At 71.8% G+C, this 17,291-nt stretch carries 13 protein-coding genes; 7 read left to right on the forward strand and 6 right to left on the reverse strand.

The features are described 5' to 3' along the window. Nucleotides 1–21: 21 nt before the first annotated feature. Nucleotides 22–939 (reverse strand): sulfotransferase domain-containing protein, encoded by a 918-nt coding sequence (locus tag OEB96_RS16320; RefSeq protein ID WP_266216827.1) that lies wholly within the window; start codon nt 937–939, stop codon nt 22–24. Between the two features lie 131 nt (nt 940–1,070). On the opposite strand from OEB96_RS16320, the gene OEB96_RS16325 reads away from it, so the two are divergent. From OEB96_RS16325 to OEB96_RS16340, 4 genes are all read left to right on the forward strand, one after another. Continuing rightward, a complete protein-coding gene (locus tag OEB96_RS16325) occupies nt 1,071–3,200 on the forward strand; it encodes a M1 family metallopeptidase (protein WP_266216828.1) in 2,130 nt (709 codons plus the stop codon). Between the two features lie 12 nt (nt 3,201–3,212). Then, nucleotides 3,213–4,202 carry a hypothetical protein gene (locus OEB96_RS16330; RefSeq protein ID WP_266216830.1) on the forward strand — a complete coding sequence of 330 codons (990 nt, stop codon included), beginning with the start codon at nt 3,213–3,215 and terminating at the stop codon, nt 4,200–4,202. Between the two features lie 126 nt (nt 4,203–4,328). Next, entirely contained in the window at nt 4,329–4,961 is a 633-nt protein-coding gene (gene upp, locus OEB96_RS16335; protein ID WP_266216831.1) for a uracil phosphoribosyltransferase, read from the forward strand. A 13-nt stretch (nt 4,962–4,974) separates the two neighbouring features. After that, nucleotides 4,975–5,889, forward strand: coding sequence for a LysR family transcriptional regulator (locus OEB96_RS16340; RefSeq protein ID WP_266216833.1), 915 nt, complete (start codon nt 4,975–4,977; stop codon nt 5,887–5,889). Between the two features lie 31 nt (nt 5,890–5,920). Here OEB96_RS16340 and OEB96_RS16345 read toward each other — a convergent pair whose 3' ends face one another. Then, nucleotides 5,921–7,069: a hypothetical protein gene (locus OEB96_RS16345; RefSeq protein ID WP_266216834.1), complete on the reverse strand. Its 1,149-nt coding sequence runs from the start codon at nt 7,067–7,069 to the stop codon at nt 5,921–5,923. Nucleotides 7,070–7,272: 203 nt separating this feature from the next. Between OEB96_RS16345 and OEB96_RS16350 the strand changes: the two genes are divergently transcribed. Then, nucleotides 7,273–8,265 (forward strand): penicillin-insensitive murein endopeptidase, encoded by a 993-nt coding sequence (locus tag OEB96_RS16350; RefSeq protein ID WP_266216835.1) that lies wholly within the window; start codon nt 7,273–7,275, stop codon nt 8,263–8,265. A 37-nt stretch (nt 8,266–8,302) separates the two neighbouring features. On the opposite strand, the gene OEB96_RS16355 is transcribed toward OEB96_RS16350, so the two are convergent. Further along, nucleotides 8,303–8,944, reverse strand: coding sequence for a hypothetical protein (locus OEB96_RS16355; protein WP_266216837.1), 642 nt, complete (start codon nt 8,942–8,944; stop codon nt 8,303–8,305). After that, nucleotides 8,941–10,692: a hypothetical protein gene (locus OEB96_RS16360; protein ID WP_266216838.1), complete on the reverse strand. Its 1,752-nt coding sequence runs from the start codon at nt 10,690–10,692 to the stop codon at nt 8,941–8,943. Before OEB96_RS16360 ends, OEB96_RS16355 begins: the two co-directional genes overlap by 4 nt. A 142-nt stretch (nt 10,693–10,834) precedes the next feature. On the opposite strand from OEB96_RS16360, the gene OEB96_RS16365 reads away from it, so the two are divergent. After that, nucleotides 10,835–12,322: a vWA domain-containing protein gene (locus tag OEB96_RS16365; protein WP_266216840.1), complete on the forward strand. Its 1,488-nt coding sequence runs from the start codon at nt 10,835–10,837 to the stop codon at nt 12,320–12,322. Here the strand turns inward: OEB96_RS16365 and OEB96_RS16370 are convergent. Together OEB96_RS16370 and OEB96_RS16375 are read right to left on the reverse strand one after the other, a co-directional pair. Further along, nucleotides 12,319–14,412: a serine/threonine-protein kinase gene (locus OEB96_RS16370; RefSeq protein ID WP_266216842.1), complete on the reverse strand. Its 2,094-nt coding sequence runs from the start codon at nt 14,410–14,412 to the stop codon at nt 12,319–12,321. The two genes, OEB96_RS16365 and OEB96_RS16370, sit on opposite strands and share 4 nt — an antisense overlap. Beyond that, nucleotides 14,409–16,286 (reverse strand): serine/threonine-protein kinase, encoded by a 1,878-nt coding sequence (locus tag OEB96_RS16375; RefSeq protein ID WP_266216843.1) that lies wholly within the window; start codon nt 16,284–16,286, stop codon nt 14,409–14,411. The genes OEB96_RS16370 and OEB96_RS16375 overlap by 4 nt, the downstream gene beginning before the upstream one ends. A gap of 319 nt (nt 16,287–16,605) precedes the next feature. On the opposite strand from OEB96_RS16375, the gene OEB96_RS16380 reads away from it, so the two are divergent. Then, entirely contained in the window at nt 16,606–17,286 is a 681-nt protein-coding gene (locus OEB96_RS16380; RefSeq protein ID WP_266216844.1) for a succinate dehydrogenase cytochrome b subunit, read from the forward strand. The last annotated feature ends 5 nt before the right edge of the window (nt 17,287–17,291 follow it).

The following is a 17,291-nucleotide window of genomic DNA, read 5'->3' on the forward strand; positions in this document are numbered from 1 at the left end:
TGGTACCGCGAAGATGCGGGCCTACTCGGGTCGGGGATCGGTTCTCGGGCCGAACAGCTCGTCGTAGGGAAGGTCGGAGCCGAGCTCGGCCAGGAAGGCCCGGCTCTGGCGATCCACGAGCGCACGCTGATCGGCGTCGAGCATCTCGCCGGAGTCTCCGGCCACCCCGCGCCGCACCATGGGGGGCACCTGATCTCGCCGGGTCAGGGGCAGGCGCGGCGGACCGAACTGATCGTCGTGCGCCTTCATGTACGGGAAGCTGGCCCGCCGCACGACCTCGGCGAATTGCTCGTCGCTCAGCGACACGCCCATCAGCTCGGCGAAGCGGGACACGGAGCCCTCGAGATCGGCCTTCATCTCGCCGTAGGTCAGCACGAGCACGTTGGGGCGCTCGCGACGCGCCCAGTGGCCCGCGGCGTGCTCGGCCCACATGCGGCCGATGGGTCCCCCCTTGGTGGAGCGCCGAAACCACTCCTGCGCCGAGATCCGATGGCCGAGGCCGAACACCCCCGTGAAGAAGTGGTAGCTGGAGACGAGCACCTCCTTGGGATCGCGGATCACCGTGATGTACCGGGCCCGCGGGGAGAACGGCACGTGGTCGGCGAGCAGGTGGGTCTTGATCACGCGCAGCCCCGTGGGGCAGCGGTCGACGATCGAGCGGTCGGACATCGGCACGATGTTGGGGAACGGAGCCTCGGGCCAGGGCACCAGGTCGTGGATGTGATCGAACTCGGCGGCGCCCCGGTATGCGATCTGCTGGGCGATCTGCATCGCCCAGTTGGTCCCGCTCTTGGGGTAGACGGCCACGAACACGTCGTGCTCGGTGGGCTCGTAGCCCCGCAGCGCTCGCGGGATCCGCCGCGGCAGGAAGATCTGCTGCGACAGCAGCTCGAGGAGGGCCCCCGCGTACCCCACGGCGCCCACGAGCTTGACGATCACGGACAGGGGCAGCGCTGGGCTGAGCCATGGAGGCGATCGGAACCCGGGCATCGGCGCGTACGGGCACTGTACCACCGTCGCAGATGGGCCCGATGATGAGGGTCCGCAACATTGGTATCGTCGTCGCAACGATGATGCGAGCCCGCCCCGCCGCTCCGTGGTTGCTGCTGGTTCCGTGCTTGGCCGCGCCCGCGGTGGGCGAGGTCGCGGCTGCGCCGCGGCCGGTCCGGCTCGCTCCCGTGGTGGCGCCCGGCCCCTCGTCGGAGATGGGGGAGCATGGACCCTCCTCGGTCGAGGTGGCGCCCCAGCCCTGGCCGCAGGGCCCGAGGAGCCCGCGCAACGCCAACTACACCATGCAGGTGCGCTTCGATCCCGGGACCAAGCGCTTGCAGGGAACCCAGGTGCTGCGCTGGACCAACATCACCGAGCACCCCACGCAAGAGCTGCGCTATCACCTCTACTACAACGCGTGGCGCAACGACCGGAGCTCGTGGCTGCGCCGTGCTCGAGAGCAAGGGCGTGGCTTCGACCACGTGCCCGACGACGGCTGGGCGTTCGTGGACGTGTCGGAGATCCAGCTGCGCGGCGCGGGCGAGGCCGAGCGCGAGGATCTGTCGGCGGGCGCCGAGTTCATCGCCCCCGACGACGGCAACCTCGACGATCGCACGGTGCTGCGGGTGCCCCTGCCGCGTCCGGTCGAGCCCGGCCAGACCATCGAGGTGGAGCTCCGGTTCGACGCCAAGCTGCCCCGGACGTTCGCGCGTACCGGCTTCCACGGCGACTACGTGCTGGTGGCCCAGTGGTTTCCCAAGGTGGGCGTGCTTCGGCCCGACGGCCAGTGGGCGTGCCATCAGTTCATCCAGACCGAGTTCTTCGCCGACTTCGGGGTCTACGACGTGTCGCTCGAGCTGCCCGCGGCGTGGGTGGTGGGAGCCACCGGTCGCGAGCTGGAGACCCAGGCGCGCGGCGAGGCGACCGTGCACCGCTTCGTCCAGGAGGACGTGCACGACTTTGCCTGGACGGCCAGCCCGCACTTCTCGGTGCACGAGCGACGCTTCGAGGTCGAGGGGCTGCCCCCGGTGGACATGCGGCTGCTGCTGATGCCCGATCACGCCGCGCATCGCGAGCGCTACTTCGCGGGCACGGTGGCCGCACTCGAGCACTACGGGCGCTGGTGGGGACCCTACGCCTACGATCACATCACCATCGTCGATCCGGCCTATCGCTCCAAGACCGGCGGCATGGAGTACCCCACGCTGTTCACCGGAGGGACGCGGTGGCAGTCGCCGCTCCTGTCGCGCAGCCCCGAGGGCGTCACCGTGCACGAGGCGGGTCACCAGTTCTGGTATGGCATGGTGGCCAACGACGAGTTCGAGCACGCCTGGCTCGACGAGGGCTTCAACACCTACTCGACCACGCGAACGCTGGAGGCGGCGTTTCCGGCCCACGCTCGGGTCGAGCGCTACCTCGAGGGCCTGTTCGCGGTGGCGCTGCCCACCGTGGTGCCGCCCGAGCGCACGGCCGGGATGGACGCCCATGCGGGCATGCACAGCAGCCTCAAGCGCGATCCCCAGTCGACGCCCTCGTGGCGCACGGGGCCGGGGGGCTACCACGTCAACGCCTACAACAAGGGCGCGGCGACGCTGCGCACGCTCGAGGGCTACCTGGGCTGGACCAGCTTCCAGCGGGTGATGTCGACCTACTTTCGCACCTACGCGTTCTCCCACCCCGAGCCCCAGGACTTCTTTGCCGTGGCCGAGCTGGTCAGCGGCCAGCGCTTGAAGTGGTTCTTCGATCAGGTCTGGGACGACACGGTGGTGTTCGACTACGCGGTCGGGGAGGTGGCGAGCTGGCGCGAGGACGAGGTGCCGCTCGGGTACGCCGATGTCGAGCCGGCCAAGGGCGAGGCCGACGGCACGCATGGCGATCGGACCGACGAACCTTCCTGGCACTCGGCCGTCACCGTGCGCCGCTGGGGGGAGGGGCGGTTCCCGCTGGCGGTGGAGGTGACGTTCTCCGACGGCACGCGCAAGGTCGAGCACTGGGACGGCCAGGAGCGCTGGCACACCTACCGCTACGAGCATCCCGGTCGCGTCGATCGAGTGCGGGTGGATCCCGGGCACGTGCTGGTGCTCGACACCGAGTTCACCAACAACGCGTGGCTCCGCGAGGCGCCGGCCGGTCTGGCCGCCACCAAGTGGGCCAGCAAGTGGATGCTGTGGGTGCAGCATGCCATGGAGGGCTTTGCCTTCTTCGCCTGAGGAGCCGGGTCCATGTCGAGCCACGAGACCAACGATTCCTCGCTGTCCCCGGCCTCCGGTCCTCCTCCCGGCTCGGCGCGGGCCGCCGTGTCGCGGGGCTGGGACCGCGTGCGCGATGCATGGCCGCAGGTGCTGGCGGCCTACGGGCTGAGCCTGCTGCTCTCGTTGTCGCTGGCGGCCGCGCTGCAGGTTGGCCTGCGCGAGTCCCTCGAGCACCGCGAGGCGGCCGAGCGCCTCCTGCAGGGGTGGGACGGGCTGTGGCACGCCTCGTTCAGCACCCGGGCGGAGGGACTCGAGGCCACGTTCGACGCCGGAGTGGTGGGGATCGGCGCCGTGCTGCGCTCGCTCGATGCGCTGGTGCAGGGCGCGTTGCTCGACCTGCCGCTGCCGCTGGTGGTGGCGGGTCTGCTCTATCTGCTCGGCTGGGTCTGGCTCGGCGGGGGATTGCTGGCGCGCTTTGGCGGCGACCGGCGCGGGGTGATCACGCTGGGGGCGGTCCACTTTCGGCGCCTGCTGTCGGTGGCCGCGGTGGGCTGGATCGGCTGGGCGCTGGTGCTGGGCAGCGCACTCCCCATGCTGTCGCGCCTCGTGGAGCATTGGTGCCGCGACGTGGTCGACGAGCGCGTGCATGCGGCGTGGCTGCTGGGGAAGTACGCCCTGGTGTGGAGCCTGGTGCTCGCGATCCGCTGGGTGGTGGACTACGCCAAGGTGATCGCGGTGGCCGATCCCTCGTGCTCGGCGGGGTCGGCGTTGCGAGAGGGGCTGCGGCTCTGCCTGCGGCGTGCCAGGGCGGTGGTCGGCATCGCCGCGATCCTCGGAGCGATCGGGCTCGCCTTGCTCGTGCTCTACTCGTTCCTCGCGCCCGGGGCGGATCAAGGCAACCCGTTCAAGATCCTGGTGGCGTTCCTCATCAGCCAGACCTCGGTGGTGGCGCGGGTGGTGATGCGAGCATGGGGGCTGGCGAGCGAGCAGGCGCTGTGGGAGGCCGGACGCGGCCGCTGAGCGTCGCCACGAGCCCGCGCGTGGTGCACCGATCGCCCCGAGGTCGCGCCCGAGTCAGCTCACGCCCGCCCCCTCGACATCGCTGCCCCGCTTCGCCAACCTCTGGCGCGGCACGAGGCGACGACGATGGCCGGCGAGGTTCACTGCATCGAGCACCCCCTCATCCAGCACAAGCTGTCGCTGATGCGGCGCAAGGAGACGAGCACCAGCAACTTTCGTGCACTCCTGCAGGAGATCGCGATGCTGCTCGGCTACGAGGTCACCCGCGACCTGCAGCTCGAGCTGCACGAGATCGAGACGCCGCTGATGACGATGAAGGCCCCGTTCCTCGCGGGCAAGAAGGTGGTGCTGATCTCGGTACTGCGTGCGGGCACCGGGCTGCTCGACGGCATGACCAAGATCCTGCCCTCGGCCCGCGTGGGGCACGTGGGCATGTATCGCGACCCCGAGACCCTCGCGCCGGTCGAGTACTACTTTCGGGTGCCGTCGGACCTGGCCGATCGCGCCGTGATCGTGGTCGACCCCATGCTCGCCACCGGCAACTCGGCGGCGGCGGCGGTCACCCGCATCAAGCAGGAGGGGGCATCGCGGATCAAGTTCGCGTGCCTGCTCGCGGCCCCCGAGGGCATCGCGGCGTTCCACGCCGTCCACCCCGACGTGCCCGTGTTCACGGCGGCCATCGACGAGCGGCTCAACGATCACGGCTACATCCTGCCGGGCCTCGGCGACGCGGGCGACCGCCTGTTCGGGACCAAGTAGCGGCAGGCGCACGATGGAGTTCGATCAGCTGCGCACGCTCCTGGCCGTGCTCGAGCACGGGAGCTTCACGCGGGCGGCCGAGGCCCTGGGCCTGTCGCAGTCGACGGTGAGCTTTCACGTCAAGGGCCTCGAGTCGTCGGTGGGCGCGCGATTGCTCGATCGCGGTCGCGATGGCGTGCGCGCCACCCCTTCGGGCGAGCTGCTGCGCGGCTATGCCGAGCGGCTGTGGACGCTGCGCGGCGAGGCCGTCGAGGCGCTGCGGGCCGAGAGCCACGGGCAGCGCGGGCGCGTGGTGGTGGCGGCATCGACGATCCCCGGCGAGTACCTGCTGCCTCCGTTCCTGGCCCGCCTCAGGCTCTCGCACCCGGGCGTCAGCGTGAGGGTCGAGGTCTCGGAGTCCTCGCGGGCGCTGGCCTCGCTGATGGCTCGCGAGTGCGACCTCGCGCTGGTGGGTCGACGTCCGCCCGATCGCGCGCTGCAGGCCGAGCCGTTCGCAGAGGACGAGGTGGTGCTGGTGGGGCCGTCGCCCAATCCGTTCGTGGTCCCCGGGCAATCGTTCGACGAAGAAGCGCTGCGCCGCGTGCCGCTGGTGCTGCGCGGCGAGGGCTCGGGCACCCGCGCGGCGGTGGCCGACATCCTGTCGCGCGTTGCGGTCGACGACGATGGCCCCGCCCGCACCGTGGTGGGCAGCACCGAGGCCGCCAAGCGCTGCGTGCTGGCGGGGATGGGCCTTTCGTTCGTGTCGCGTCACGCGGTCGCCGACGAGCTCGCCGCGGGACGGATGGAGCTGGTGCCGCTGCCGGGCACGCCGGTCGCACGCCGATTTTGGGTGGTCGTGCTGCGCGACCGCACCCCATCGTCGGCCACGGCGGCGCTGGTGGGCCTGTTGCGCGCCGGGGCGTCCGCACGGGTGATGGCTGCCCCGTAGCCGTCGGGCCCGCGCAGGGGGTCGAGCGCGATCAGAGCGGTACGCCGCCCACCAGGGTGATGTTGTCGACCCAGACCTGGTCGGTGCCCCCGTTGATGAAGCCCTCTCGGAAGAAGCGCCACTGGAACGTGTGGTTGCCGGCGGCCACTGGGCCCATGTAGTTGGCGGCGGCGTTGATGCCCGACCACGAGCCCATCTGGATCCCGTCGACGTAGAAGTAGAGGAAGTCGAAGCCGGCCGCGGTGGACTCGCGGTGGTCGAACGAGACCGTACCTGCCGCTGCGAACGCGGCCTGCAGGGTGAGGTTGGTCGTGCCGCCCACGGGCAGGGCTCCCGAGCGTGCCGAGCGAGCCCCCGCGATGGGCATCGCCTCGACCACGACCCACGGCGCCACCGCGTCCACGTCGAACTCGATGGGGATGTTGAGGCTGGCCTCGAAGTTCTGGAGGTACTGACCGCCCGAGCACCCGGAGTACACGAACGCGCACTGCAGCAGGTTGCAGGCCAGGTTGCCGCCGTCGAAGCCCTGCGAGGCGCAGGTCTCCCCGCTGAAGTCGATGCCGTCGCACTGCTCGGGGCCCGACGCGATCCCGTCGCCACAGATCGAGCACTCGCTGAGGTCGTAGAGGCAGTCGCTGCCGCATGTGATCCAGCCGTCCTCGAAGCCGAGCGACTGGCAGGTGACCTCCTCGGGAACCGAGTCCTCGCAGTCCTCGGCGATGTCGATCACCTCGTTGCCGCAGATGAAGCAGCCCAGCAGGTTGTAGTCCTGGCAGGTCAGCAGGCACCCGAGCTGCCCTCCCTCGTAGCCGAGCGACTCGCAGGTCTCGCCGTTGATCTGGGCGAGGTCGCAGACCTCGTCGCCCTCGATGACGTTGTTGCCACAGACCGCGATCTCGCCCGTGTCGCCGACCGTGGCCGACGACGAGGTGGGGGTCGTGGTCGTGCCCGGGCCAGTGCTGGCCTCCGTGTCGCCCACGGTGGTCGTGGTCGCGGGCCCCGAGCTGGAGTCGAGCGAGACGGTCGTGCTCGTGGTGAGCGTGGTCGTGGTGGTGGCGTCGTCCGAGCTGCTGCCGTCCGAGGTCTCGGTGGCGGGCACGGGGTCGTCGGGGCAACCGGTGAGGAGCAAGGACCCGCAGACCCACGGGAGAGCACCAAGGCGCCAGACCAAGTACGGCATGTCGGCGATTGTAAGCCCAGGAAAGGGACCTCATGCGCCCGGAGTGTTGCCCCATCGGGCCCCTCGACTGGCGGGAAGCTCGCCCCATCGTGGAAGAGCGATCGGGACCACGAATCGGGCCAATACGGGGGGCTGGCCCGCGAAATTTTCGGAACGGATGGGGGTAGCCGCCCCTTCGTGGCTTGGGTACCGTCGCCGCGGTGGTGAGGTTGCGCTCCCTCATCTTGTTGGTGCCGTTGCTCGCCAGCGACGAGCAGGTGGCCACGGCCAGCGAGCCTCTCTCGGCAATCGAGAGCGACGGGTCGCCGCCCACGGTGGTGGTGGTGCCGCCGCTGCTCGAGGAACTCACGGCGCCCACGGCCATGGGTCCCGTCGAGCCGCCCGACGAAGAAGAGACCGAGGAGTCCGAGGTCGACGAGCCCTACCGCGAGGTGTGGTGGACCGCGCCCTTCGACGAGAGCGCAGAGACCCTTTCGTCGCGCTGGGGCTTGCCGCTCTACGAGCTGCGGGCGCTCAACCCGGAGCTCGGGGCGATGTCCTCGGTGCATGCCGGCATGCAGGTGCGGGTCTACGAGCACGACGAGGAGCGACCCACGCGCTCGATCGGCTCACCCAACCGAGGGCGCCTCCAGCACGGCCTGCCCATGCCCGAGGGGCCCTACTGGACCCTTCGTGAGCGGCGAACCCGGGCCTATGGCTCGCGCAACGCCGTGGAGGCGATGGTGACCGCCTTCCACCGCTACGGGGAGGCGTTCGAGGAAGCGCCGCCGGTCCGAGTGGGTGAGCTGTCGTCGCGGCGCGGCGGTCGGGCGCACCCGCATGTCTCGCACCGTGCCGGGCGGGACGTCGACCTGGGCTACGTCCTCGACGTCGAGCCCACGCCGGACCAGCCCGCGTGGCAGTGGAAGCGCGCCACGGCCCAGACCTTCGACGTGGAGAAGAACTGGTTCCTCATCAAGGCATTGGTCGACACCGGCGAGGTCCAGCACATCTTCATGAGCCGCAAGCTGCAGCGGCTGCTCGAGCCGGTGGCGCGCGCCGAGCTGTCGCCCGAGGAGTTCGCTCGCTACTTCTACGTGCCGGGAGCGGATCCCGAGCAGTCTCCCCTGCTGCACCACGAGAACGGGCACGTCGACCACATGCACGTGCGCTTTCGCTGCGAGCCGGGGAACCTGCGCTGCCGTCCCCGGCGTTAGGCCCCGGCGTTAGGCCCCGACGGTAGGCCCCGACGGCCTAATACCCGTGTGGAATCGTGCCGCGCAGGCAGGTGATGGTGTTGGGCGCCTTCCACCGCGACCAACGAGCGCGCAGCGGCACCTCGGGTGAGCCCTCGCGCAGGCCCTCGTCCTCGTCCCAGTAGGGGCGCTGTCCGGGGGCGAGCGTGTGCAGGCCGCTCTGGATGTGACCGATGATGAACGTGTGCCCGGCGACCCGCGCTCCGAGGAAGTCGGCCAACTCGGACGCAAAGCGCTGACCGGGGCGGGCGCCGAAGGTCTCGCAGGTGCGAAACCACCACAGCCCGCGTGCGTCCGGGAGCATTCGATCGCGCACGGCCGCGAGTCGAGCATGCAGCGAGTGCTTGGGCTCGAGCGCGCTGCGATCCAGCCGTTGCTTGCGCACCCGAGCCGAGCCCCAATTGCCGTGGCCCCAGTACTGCACCTCGGCCAGTGGCCTGGTGGGGTCGACGCTCGCCAGCCACTCCAGCGCCTCGTCCCAGCTGTCGACGCCGCGGTAGGCATCGAGGCGCCCGAGGCTGCGGTAGAGGTGAGCGCCGGCCCACCACGCGTGCGAGAGCCCGGGGAGCGCCGGCCGGCCGCGGCAGCTCCGGTCGTACACCATCAGCCGCAGCCCCTGGGGGTCGGAGTCCATGCTCATGAGCCGCTCGCTCCCCCGCGCACGCACACGGCGATCGCATCGTCGTCGTACGGCTGAGCGTGGCGTCGGCGTACGTTCCATGCCATGTGGCCGTCGCCGAAGGTGTCGGAGGCGGTGCTCGACCAGTACATGCCCCGACCGATCATGCTGGCCTCGGCCAGCGAGGACAGCTCGCCGATCTGGGGCAGGCGCCAGTCGACGAGCCCCTCGATCTCGAGACCGCCGCAGTAGGCCGCCGCGGCGGTGTAGTCACCCGGCTTGCCGTAGTCGGTCGCGATCAGCAGCACGTCGAGCGCTCGCACCTTGCGGGCCGCGAGCGCGTCGATCACCCGATACCTGCGCGGGCCCGCTGGCGCGGACTCCTCGGCGGCCTTGGTCTGGCCCGGGTCGCCTTCGGCCGGAGTCGAGGGCGGAGAGGTCTCGTCGTTGGCCGACGACTCGGCCGACGCGACCTCGGGATCGTCGTCGCCGGACACGGCCAGACCGATCACGAGCGCGAGCAAGAGGATGGCCACGCCGCCGAGCGCCCACGGCAGCATGGAGCGGCGACCGGCGGGCGCGACGTCATGGGCGATCGAGGGGGTGGGGGCGATCGGCGACGGCGCGGCCGGAGCGACGGGCGCGGACATGGGCGCCGTCGGAGGCAAGGGCCCGGCGGTCGTTGGTGGCGGTGGCGGGGGCGTGGGGAGTGAAGGGTTCGGCTTGGGGGGAAGGGAGATCCGGTCGAACGGCGCAGTGGTGGGCTCGAACTCGAAGGGCCCGCCCACCGGGCCGCCGGGAGCATTGGCGGGAGCATTGCCGGTGGCGTTGGCGGGGGCGGGCGGCGACGGTGGCGGTGGTGGCCAGCGCTCGGCCAGGGCCTTGATCTGCGGCGGTAGCTTCTCGCCCTGCAGGGTGTCGCCCGTGATCATCGCGGGGGCAGGACCGACCACCGTGTTGCCCGTGATCAAGGCAGGGGAGAGGCTCACCGAAGTGTTCTCGACTCCCGAGGGGCGCCGCGATCCGGTCTGATCCAGATCGGACAGATCCAGCTCGTTGGCCGACAGCGCGGGATCACTGAGCGAGGCGGGCTCGTCGGACGCCGGATCGTCGTCGATCGCCTCCACCACCGACTCCTCCCGGAGGGGCTCGGGTGCCGGCGCAGCCACCGAGGACGGGGGGGATGGAGGCTTGGGCGGGGGGCCCGGCAATGCTGGCGGTGGCGGCAGGGGCTTGGCCGCATGCGAGGTCGGGCGACGCGAGCCGAGCGCATCGAGCTTGCCCACCAGCGTGGGCTCCTCGTCTTCGGTCGCGTTGGTCGTGCGCAGCGGCCGCGAGCGTCCGGTCGACACCAGCTCGGGTGTCGCCTCCGATCCCAGGGGGCGGTTGGGGCCCGTGGTGCGGGTGCTCGCCCGGCGCAGGCCCGAGCGGATCCGGTCGGCCAGCGCCCCGCGGCCGCCCACGGCCACCGTGAGCGTGCGCGCGAATGGAATGTGTCGAGACAGCAGGATCTCGCGCAGCTCTTCGACCAGCTCGCGCCCCAGCCTCGGGCTGCGGCACAGCACGTAGAGCCCCTCGCCCGCGCGGCGATCGATGACTTCGGTGAGCTGCTTGGGGTCCTGGTCGAGACCCTCGACCAAGTCCACCTCGAGGCCATCGCTGCGCAGCGATGCGAGGGTGTCGCGCAGGGAATCCGCGTCGTCGGCGGCGCAACACACCACCACGAGGGCCGCACCCGCTCGGTTGGCCGAAGGCCGGGACGCCGTCATGCGGGCCGAACGATATCACGACGATTCCACCCCCGGGGTAGCTCGGTTGGTGGGGTCGTGCGTTCGGGGGCCGGCACCCGAGCCCACGAGCCACCCCGTAAGTCATTCGGGATGGCCGGCGTTCGGGGGCCCGGATCTCGTCATGCGATTGCGAACCCTCCCCGTCCTGCTGCTCGTGGCTGCGGCCCTGGTGCCCGCCTGTACCCCCAACCGGGCTCACCTTGTCCCGCCGGTCGCCCCCGGAGCCCCGGTCGTGCCGGCGCCCGAAGCCGCCGCGGTGCAGCCGATCGAGCTCGAGGTCACGGGGGACCTGGCCAATCGCTTCGTCGAGGCCGGCCGCGCGGGCGAGGTACTGGCGCGCATTCGCATCCACAGCCCCGAGTCGCGAGACACCGAGCGACCACGGGCCAACATCGGCTTGGTCGTCGACACCTCGGGCTCCATGGAGGGAGATGCGATCGTCCAGGCTCGTGCCGCTGCCCTCACGCTCCTGGGTGATCTCCGCGATGGTGACGTGCTCTCGGTGATCACCTTCGGCTCCTCGCCGCAAGTGCTGGTCCCCGCCACCGTACTCGACGCCAAGACCCGCCCGACGATCCGCACCGACATGGAGCGGATGAAGGCCACGGGCACCACCGATCTCGCCGGTGGCCTCGCGGCGGGCCTCCAGCAGGTCCAGTCGCAGGCTCGCCAGGGGGAGATCAATCGCATCGTGCTGGTCAGCGATGGCGTGCCCAACGACGAGGCGCCGATCATGGGCCTGGCCCAGCAGGCGCGCAACGTGGGCGTGCCGATCACCGCGCTGGGTCTCGGGCTCGAGTACCACGAGACCTTGCTGGGGCAGATCGCTGCGAACTCGGGGGGCAAGTTCCACTTCGTGGAGGATCCGACCAAGGTCGCCTCCGTGTTTCGCGAGGAGGTCCTCAGCATCGATCGGCTGGCCGCGCGTGCCGTGGCCCTCACCCTCACCCCCGGGCCAGGCGTCGCCATCGTCGACGTGCCCGGGTTCTCGATCGGCTACAGCGGACGCAGTGCGGTGCTGGGCCTGCCCGATCTCGCCGAAGGCGACACGCAGCAGGTGATCGTGCGGCTCGCGGTGAGCGAGCATCGCGATGGCGCCACCGTGGAGCTGCTCGATGGGGTGGTGACCTACGCGGATGCGCGGACCTCCGCGGGCATGGAGCGGCGCACGTTCGTCTCGGCTCGCGCCACGGCCGACGCCGAGGAACTCGCCAAGGGGGTCGATCTCGATGTCTCGGTGGCCGCGGCCCGAGCGACCACGGCGGCGGCCACCCTACAGATCGTCTCGATGGCGCGGGCGGGCGACGTCAAGGGTGCGCAGGCCATGCTCGATCGCACGCTCGGCGCCGGACGGACGCTCTCCGAGACCATGCCCGATGCCGAGCTCGCCCGGCTGCTCGACGATCTGGTGGAGCTGCGTCCCACCCTGCCCGGGCTCGCACCGCAGCCGGTCGCCGTGGACCGACGAAGCGGCGCCAAGGGCAAGACCGGAAGCATCGCCATGGGGGTCGACGAGGCCCCGCAACCGGTCCCAACACCCTCTCCCGCGAGCGCTCGCGGCGTGCGGGCGAGCCACGAGCGCGCCTACAAGGTGCTTCACGGCAACTAGCCCAAGCCTCGGGCGGGATCCTCGTCGCCGGCCCGTGGCAGCGCCCGGCGCTCCTCTTCGCCGCCCCCGAGCACCGCGAGGGCGGCGGCCACCTGTCGCTCGTGCTCGGCCTCGGGATCCCGTACCGAGAGCCCCAGCTCCACCGCGCGACGGCACAGGCGGCTCGCCTCGAGCAGGCGATGGAAGCGCTGGGATCGCGCGTCCTCGAGCGCGCGCAGCCGATCGAGCCCATGCAGGAGCTCCTCACGAGCCGGTGGCGGGTCGCGACGAGCCTCGGCGGCGGCGAGGGCCCGGACCAGCGCGCCCTCGTCGAGCGTGGCCAGCTCGGTGTCGATGCGTCCGATCGCCTCGACCTGCGCTTCGATGAGGCGCACCAGTTCGTCGACGGGGGCGGTCACCGCATCGATCTCGGCCGCCTCGCCGAGGTTGCGGGCTCGGTGGTCCACCAGCCGCTGGATCGCCAACGCGAGCTCGCCCACCTGCTCGCGGAGATCCTCGGAGGGCTTGCCGGAAAGCAGCGCGGCGAGGCGGGCCACCAGAGGATCGGACGCGGGCAAGGCGGCCGGCTCGGGACGCAGGCCGACCAGCGCGGGGGCCAGCCGTCGCACCCCGCGATTGCGCATCGCATGCGCCACACCCAGCAGCACGGCGAACGTCACCACGAGGATGCCCACGGCCAGCAACGTGCCGAGGATCCCTCCGGCGGCCACCGCTGCGATCACCGCCGCGAGCCCTCCCGCTCCGCCGCCCACGATGAGCCCGATCCGCTCGTTGCGCTGGAGCTTGCGCTGGCCCGGCTGCCAGCTCACCACGCGCGTCTCGATTCCGGTGGCCCGCAGCCGCTGCTCGAGCCGCTGCGCCCCCTCGCGAGTGAGGCCGTCGACCAGACGAGCCGGGAGCTTGAGCAGCCGCTCGCGCTCCTGCTTGGAGTACATGCGAGCGTCGCCCACCAGGAAGTTGAGCGGGGGCAGGGGGCCATCGGCCACGGCCTGGAGCACCTGCTGCAGGTGGGCCCGCGACTCGGCGCGCTCGTCGATCTTGCGCAGCTCGATGCCGTGGCTCTCGGCCTCGGTCGCGGCCAGGGTGAACTGCACCGCCAGCTTGCCGCACTGGGTGCACAGCCGCTGACCCACGCGCAGCGTCGCACCGCACCCGTGGCAGGCCACCCGCTCAGCGAGGCCGGGCAGTGCGGCGCGACCGCGGAGGGCATCGGCCACCTCGGCCGCGCTGGCCGGGCGATGGGAGGGGTCCTCGGCCAGGCAGCGCGCCACCAGCTCGTCGACCGAGGTGGGGACATCCGGGCGCAGCCGTGCCACGCGAGGCGCCGGTCCCGGTGGTCGCAGCAGCGACGGCGTGTCGCCGTGGGGCAGCTCGGCGGTCAGGGCCCGGTAGAGCACCACGCCCAGCCCGTAGAGATCGGCGCGAGGATCCACGATGGTGTGGACCAGCAGCTCGGGGGCGCCGTAGGGCGAGCCCTCGAGCACCAGGCTCGCCGCGGTGCGGGTGGAGAGCACGTCGACCCGCGACAGGCCCACGTCGGTCAGCCAGATCGTCGCGTCCTCGCCCATCACCACGCGCCGGGGATCGAGGTCGCGCAGCACTGCCCCTCGCTCGTGGAGCGCGTGGAGCTGGTCGGCGATGCGCGCGATCACGTCGGCTGCCTCGTCCACGGGGACCGGGCCTCGTCGCATCAGCCAGGCTTCGAGCGTCTCTCCCGGGGGATCGTCGCGCAGGCGCCACGGCGGCGCGCTGCTCGGGTCGCGAGGATCGGGCGAGGGACCGCTGCGTCGTACGATGGGCAGCCCGCCCTTGCCCCCGGCGTCCGGCCGGCTCGCTTCGCTGGCCGGGCGCCGTGCCTGCGCGAGCTCGGCCACGCGCTCGACGTCGCGGACGTAGCGGCGGCGCAGCGAGGGATCGCGGGCCAGCTCGGGCAGCAGCTGCGCGAGCACGGCGGCTCGGCCCTCGTCGAGCACGCGCCAGCGCAGCTCCGACCCCACGCGGGTGGGACCCTCGACCACGACCAGCCCGAGCGACTCGGGCAAGGCCGCGGTCGGGGCGGTCGAGACGGCGATGGGGGCTGGTCCGGTCATGTGCTCTGTACCTCCGCCAGCGCCTCGACCTGGGCCCGCAGGCGCTCGAGACGTTCCTCGTCCTCGTGCAGGCCTCGTCGGGCTCCGGCCGCCGCCCGTCGCATGGCCAGCGTGTCGAGGGTGGCGGTGAGCGACAGCAGCCGCGAGGCCCAGGTGTCGCGCGCATGCAGCAGCGCGCGCGCGTCCTTGCTGGCGCTGTCGCGATCGAGGGTCGCGAGCCTGCGGTCGAGCTCGTCGAGCCGGGCGGTGGCGGCGAGCGCGGCGTCGCATGCACGCGCGAGCTCCTCGGCGGCCTCGTCATCGTCGGCGACGTCCGAGCACAGATCCACCGCGCGCCGCAGCACCGCGCGCAGCCCCTGGCGGTGGCGCCGCTGCTCGATCGCGGGCAGGCCCGCTCGCGCCCGGTCGATCGCTCGCCGCACCGGAGCCGGCAGCGGTCGGGCCATGGCGCCCTCGTCCCGCGTGACCCGACGGGTGGCCGACACCAGCATGACGCCCGCGCCCACCGCCGAGGCGCCGACCAGAGCCGCGGCCACCCATCCCATGTGCCAAAGACCACCCGATGCGCTCAGCACGATCAGCGCGGCGCGCCCCATCAACGCGCGCGACTTGGTCCGCATGGCCTTGGATGCCAGCGGTCCTCCCTCGACGAGCGCCGCCTGCATGCCCAGCCGCTCGAGCGCGCGCACGATGCTGCGACCGCTGCGCTCGCTCACCCGCCCCGTCACGGGGAACGGGACCCGCGGGATCTTCTTGACGAGGTTGTCGGCGGGGGTGAGCCCCAGGCTCGGGTTGTCGGTCAGCCACTGCCGCAGCCGCTCGCGCAGGGTCGCATCGAGCTTGTCGCCCGGCTCGCCGGGCCCCGTCACCAGCACCGTGTGCGCTCCCCCCTCGAGATGCGCGATCTCCTGTCCGCAGTCGACACACACCCCCAGCGCCACCACCAGCGGGGCCCCACATGCGCCGCAGCGATCGCCAGCCGTGGCCACCAGCTCCGTTTCGTCCCGCGTGGCCAGGGCTCCGCCGCGCATGGCCTCGAGCGCCTCGCGCACGGCCTGCGCCGCCTGGGGTCGATCGCCGGGGGCCTTGGCCAGCAGCCCGGCCACGAGCGCGCGCATCGGTGGGGGCACCTCGGGGGGCAGCGGGGGCACGGGCGCGTCGCGGTGGGCGGCGAGCACCCCCAGCGGGGTCGCGGCCGAGAACGGCGGCCGTCCCGTGAGCATCTCGAACAGGATGCATCCCAGCGCATAGAGGTCGGTGCGGGCATCCACCGCGAGCGGATCGAGGCACTCGGGCGCCATGTAGTCCGGCGTGCCGAGCACCGTCAGCGCGTGCGCTCCCACCCCGGCAAGCGAGCTGGCTCGCGCCATCCCGAAGTCGGCGATCTTGGGCACCGTTCCCCCGGCCAGCAGCACGTTCGAGGGCTTGAGATCGCGATGCACGATCCCCGCCTGGTGTGCATACGCGAGCCCACACGACAGCGCGCGCCCGAGCTCCCGCACCTGCTCGTGCCCCATCGGGGCCTCGCGTGCGATCCTCTCCGCCAGCGTCGGGCCCTCGCACAGCTCCATCAGCAGCACCCGCTGCCCCTCGAGCTCGACCCGGCCGTGGACCCGCACCAGGTTCTCGTGCGAGAGCCCCTCGAGCAGCTCGGCCTCCTGCGCAAAGCGAGCGGCGGCAGCCTCGTCCTGCTCGTGCGACCGGTGCAGCATCTTGCCGGCGTAGGTCGTTCCATCGGCCCCATGCACGCGGAACACCGAGGCCACCGCACCCTGGCCCAGGCGCTCGCCGAGCCGCAGCGCCTCGCCGGGGGGCAGCCCTGCCGCGAAGCCGGCATGCTCGGAGGGTGCAGACGGCTGCGTCGGCTCGGTCACCAACGGCCTCCCTTGGTCGGGGAGGGGCACGGGCGCGCGGCGGGGCTCATGGGGCACGGGTGGCGATGCGGACCATCACCCGCCCCAGGATATGCCCTCGCGGGCCCCCGGCGCCCGCCGTCCACGGCGCGCGCTCGTTCGTGCGGCCCGCGAGGGGGTCCTGCCGATCCGCGATGTGAGCCCGCTGACGCACGCTGGGCGGGTCACGGCGCCGGGGCACCCCTCGCTGCACCGGCATCCACGCCCCGAGTGTGGTAGATGCCCGTTCGACGGCTCCGGACCCGAGGGCGGCCGGAGTCATCCGCAGGCGAGGATCCCGATGAGCGCACGCTTCTCCCCCCGTCACGCCTTGAACTCCACCGTCGGACTCAAGGTGGCCATGGCCGTCACCGGTCTCGGCATGGTCGGTTTCGTGCTCCAGCACATGGCCGGGCACCTCCAGGTCTTCCAGGGCCAGGACGCCTACAACGACTACGCGGCGTTCATGCAGGGCCTGGGCGGCATCAAGTGGGGTGCCCGCCTGGGGTTGCTGGCGATCCTGGTCATTCACGTGGTTGCCGCCGTCAAGCTCACGACCCGCAACGTGGCCGCGCGCCCCAGCCGGTACGAGACCCTCAAGGCCCGCGCCAGCACCTGGTACGGCCGCAACATGATCCTCACCGGCTGGGTGGTGCTGGCCTTCCTGCTCTTCCACCTCGCGCACTTCACGGGCGAGGTCGTGGCCTACGAGCAGCTCACCGACGCGATGGGCCGGCGCGACATCTACACCAACTTCGTGCGCAGCTTCCAAAACCCGCTCATCACGGCGAGCTACCTGCTCGCGGTCGTGGCGGTCTCGTTCCACCTCGCCCACGCGGTCGGCAGCATGTTCCGCACCCTTGGCCTGGCCACCGGTCGCTTCAAGGCGCCGCTCTACAAGGTCGGCCCCGCCATCGGTCTGGTCACCGGCCTCGGCTTCGCCGCGGTGCCGCTCGCCTGTCTGCTCGGGCTGGTCCAGTAGACCTG

This window comes from Paraliomyxa miuraensis (assembly GCF_026337845.1).
GTDB classification, from domain to species: Bacteria; Myxococcota_A; Polyangia; order Nannocystales; family Nannocystaceae; genus Paraliomyxa; species Paraliomyxa miuraensis.

Coding starts and splice junctions, on each gene's coding strand:
- OEB96_RS16325 (WP_266216828.1), top strand. CDS start 1,071: ATGATGCGAGCCCGCCCCGCCGCTCCGTGGTTGCTGCTGGTTCCGTGC.
- OEB96_RS16330 (WP_266216830.1), top strand. CDS start 3,213: ATGTCGAGCCACGAGACCAACGATTCCTCGCTGTCCCCGGCCTCCGGT.
- upp (WP_266216831.1), top strand. CDS start 4,329: ATGGCCGGCGAGGTTCACTGCATCGAGCACCCCCTCATCCAGCACAAG.
- OEB96_RS16340 (WP_266216833.1), top strand. CDS start 4,975: ATGGAGTTCGATCAGCTGCGCACGCTCCTGGCCGTGCTCGAGCACGGG.
- OEB96_RS16345 (WP_266216834.1), bottom strand. CDS start 7,069: ATGCCGTACTTGGTCTGGCGCCTTGGTGCTCTCCCGTGGGTCTGCGGG.
- OEB96_RS16355 (WP_266216837.1), bottom strand. CDS start 8,944: ATGAGCATGGACTCCGACCCCCAGGGGCTGCGGCTGATGGTGTACGAC.
- OEB96_RS16360 (WP_266216838.1), bottom strand. CDS start 10,692: ATGACGGCGTCCCGGCCTTCGGCCAACCGAGCGGGTGCGGCCCTCGTG.
- OEB96_RS16365 (WP_266216840.1), top strand. CDS start 10,835: ATGCGATTGCGAACCCTCCCCGTCCTGCTGCTCGTGGCTGCGGCCCTG.
- OEB96_RS16370 (WP_266216842.1), bottom strand. CDS start 14,412: ATGACCGGACCAGCCCCCATCGCCGTCTCGACCGCCCCGACCGCGGCC.
- OEB96_RS16380 (WP_266216844.1), top strand. CDS start 16,606: ATGAGCGCACGCTTCTCCCCCCGTCACGCCTTGAACTCCACCGTCGGA.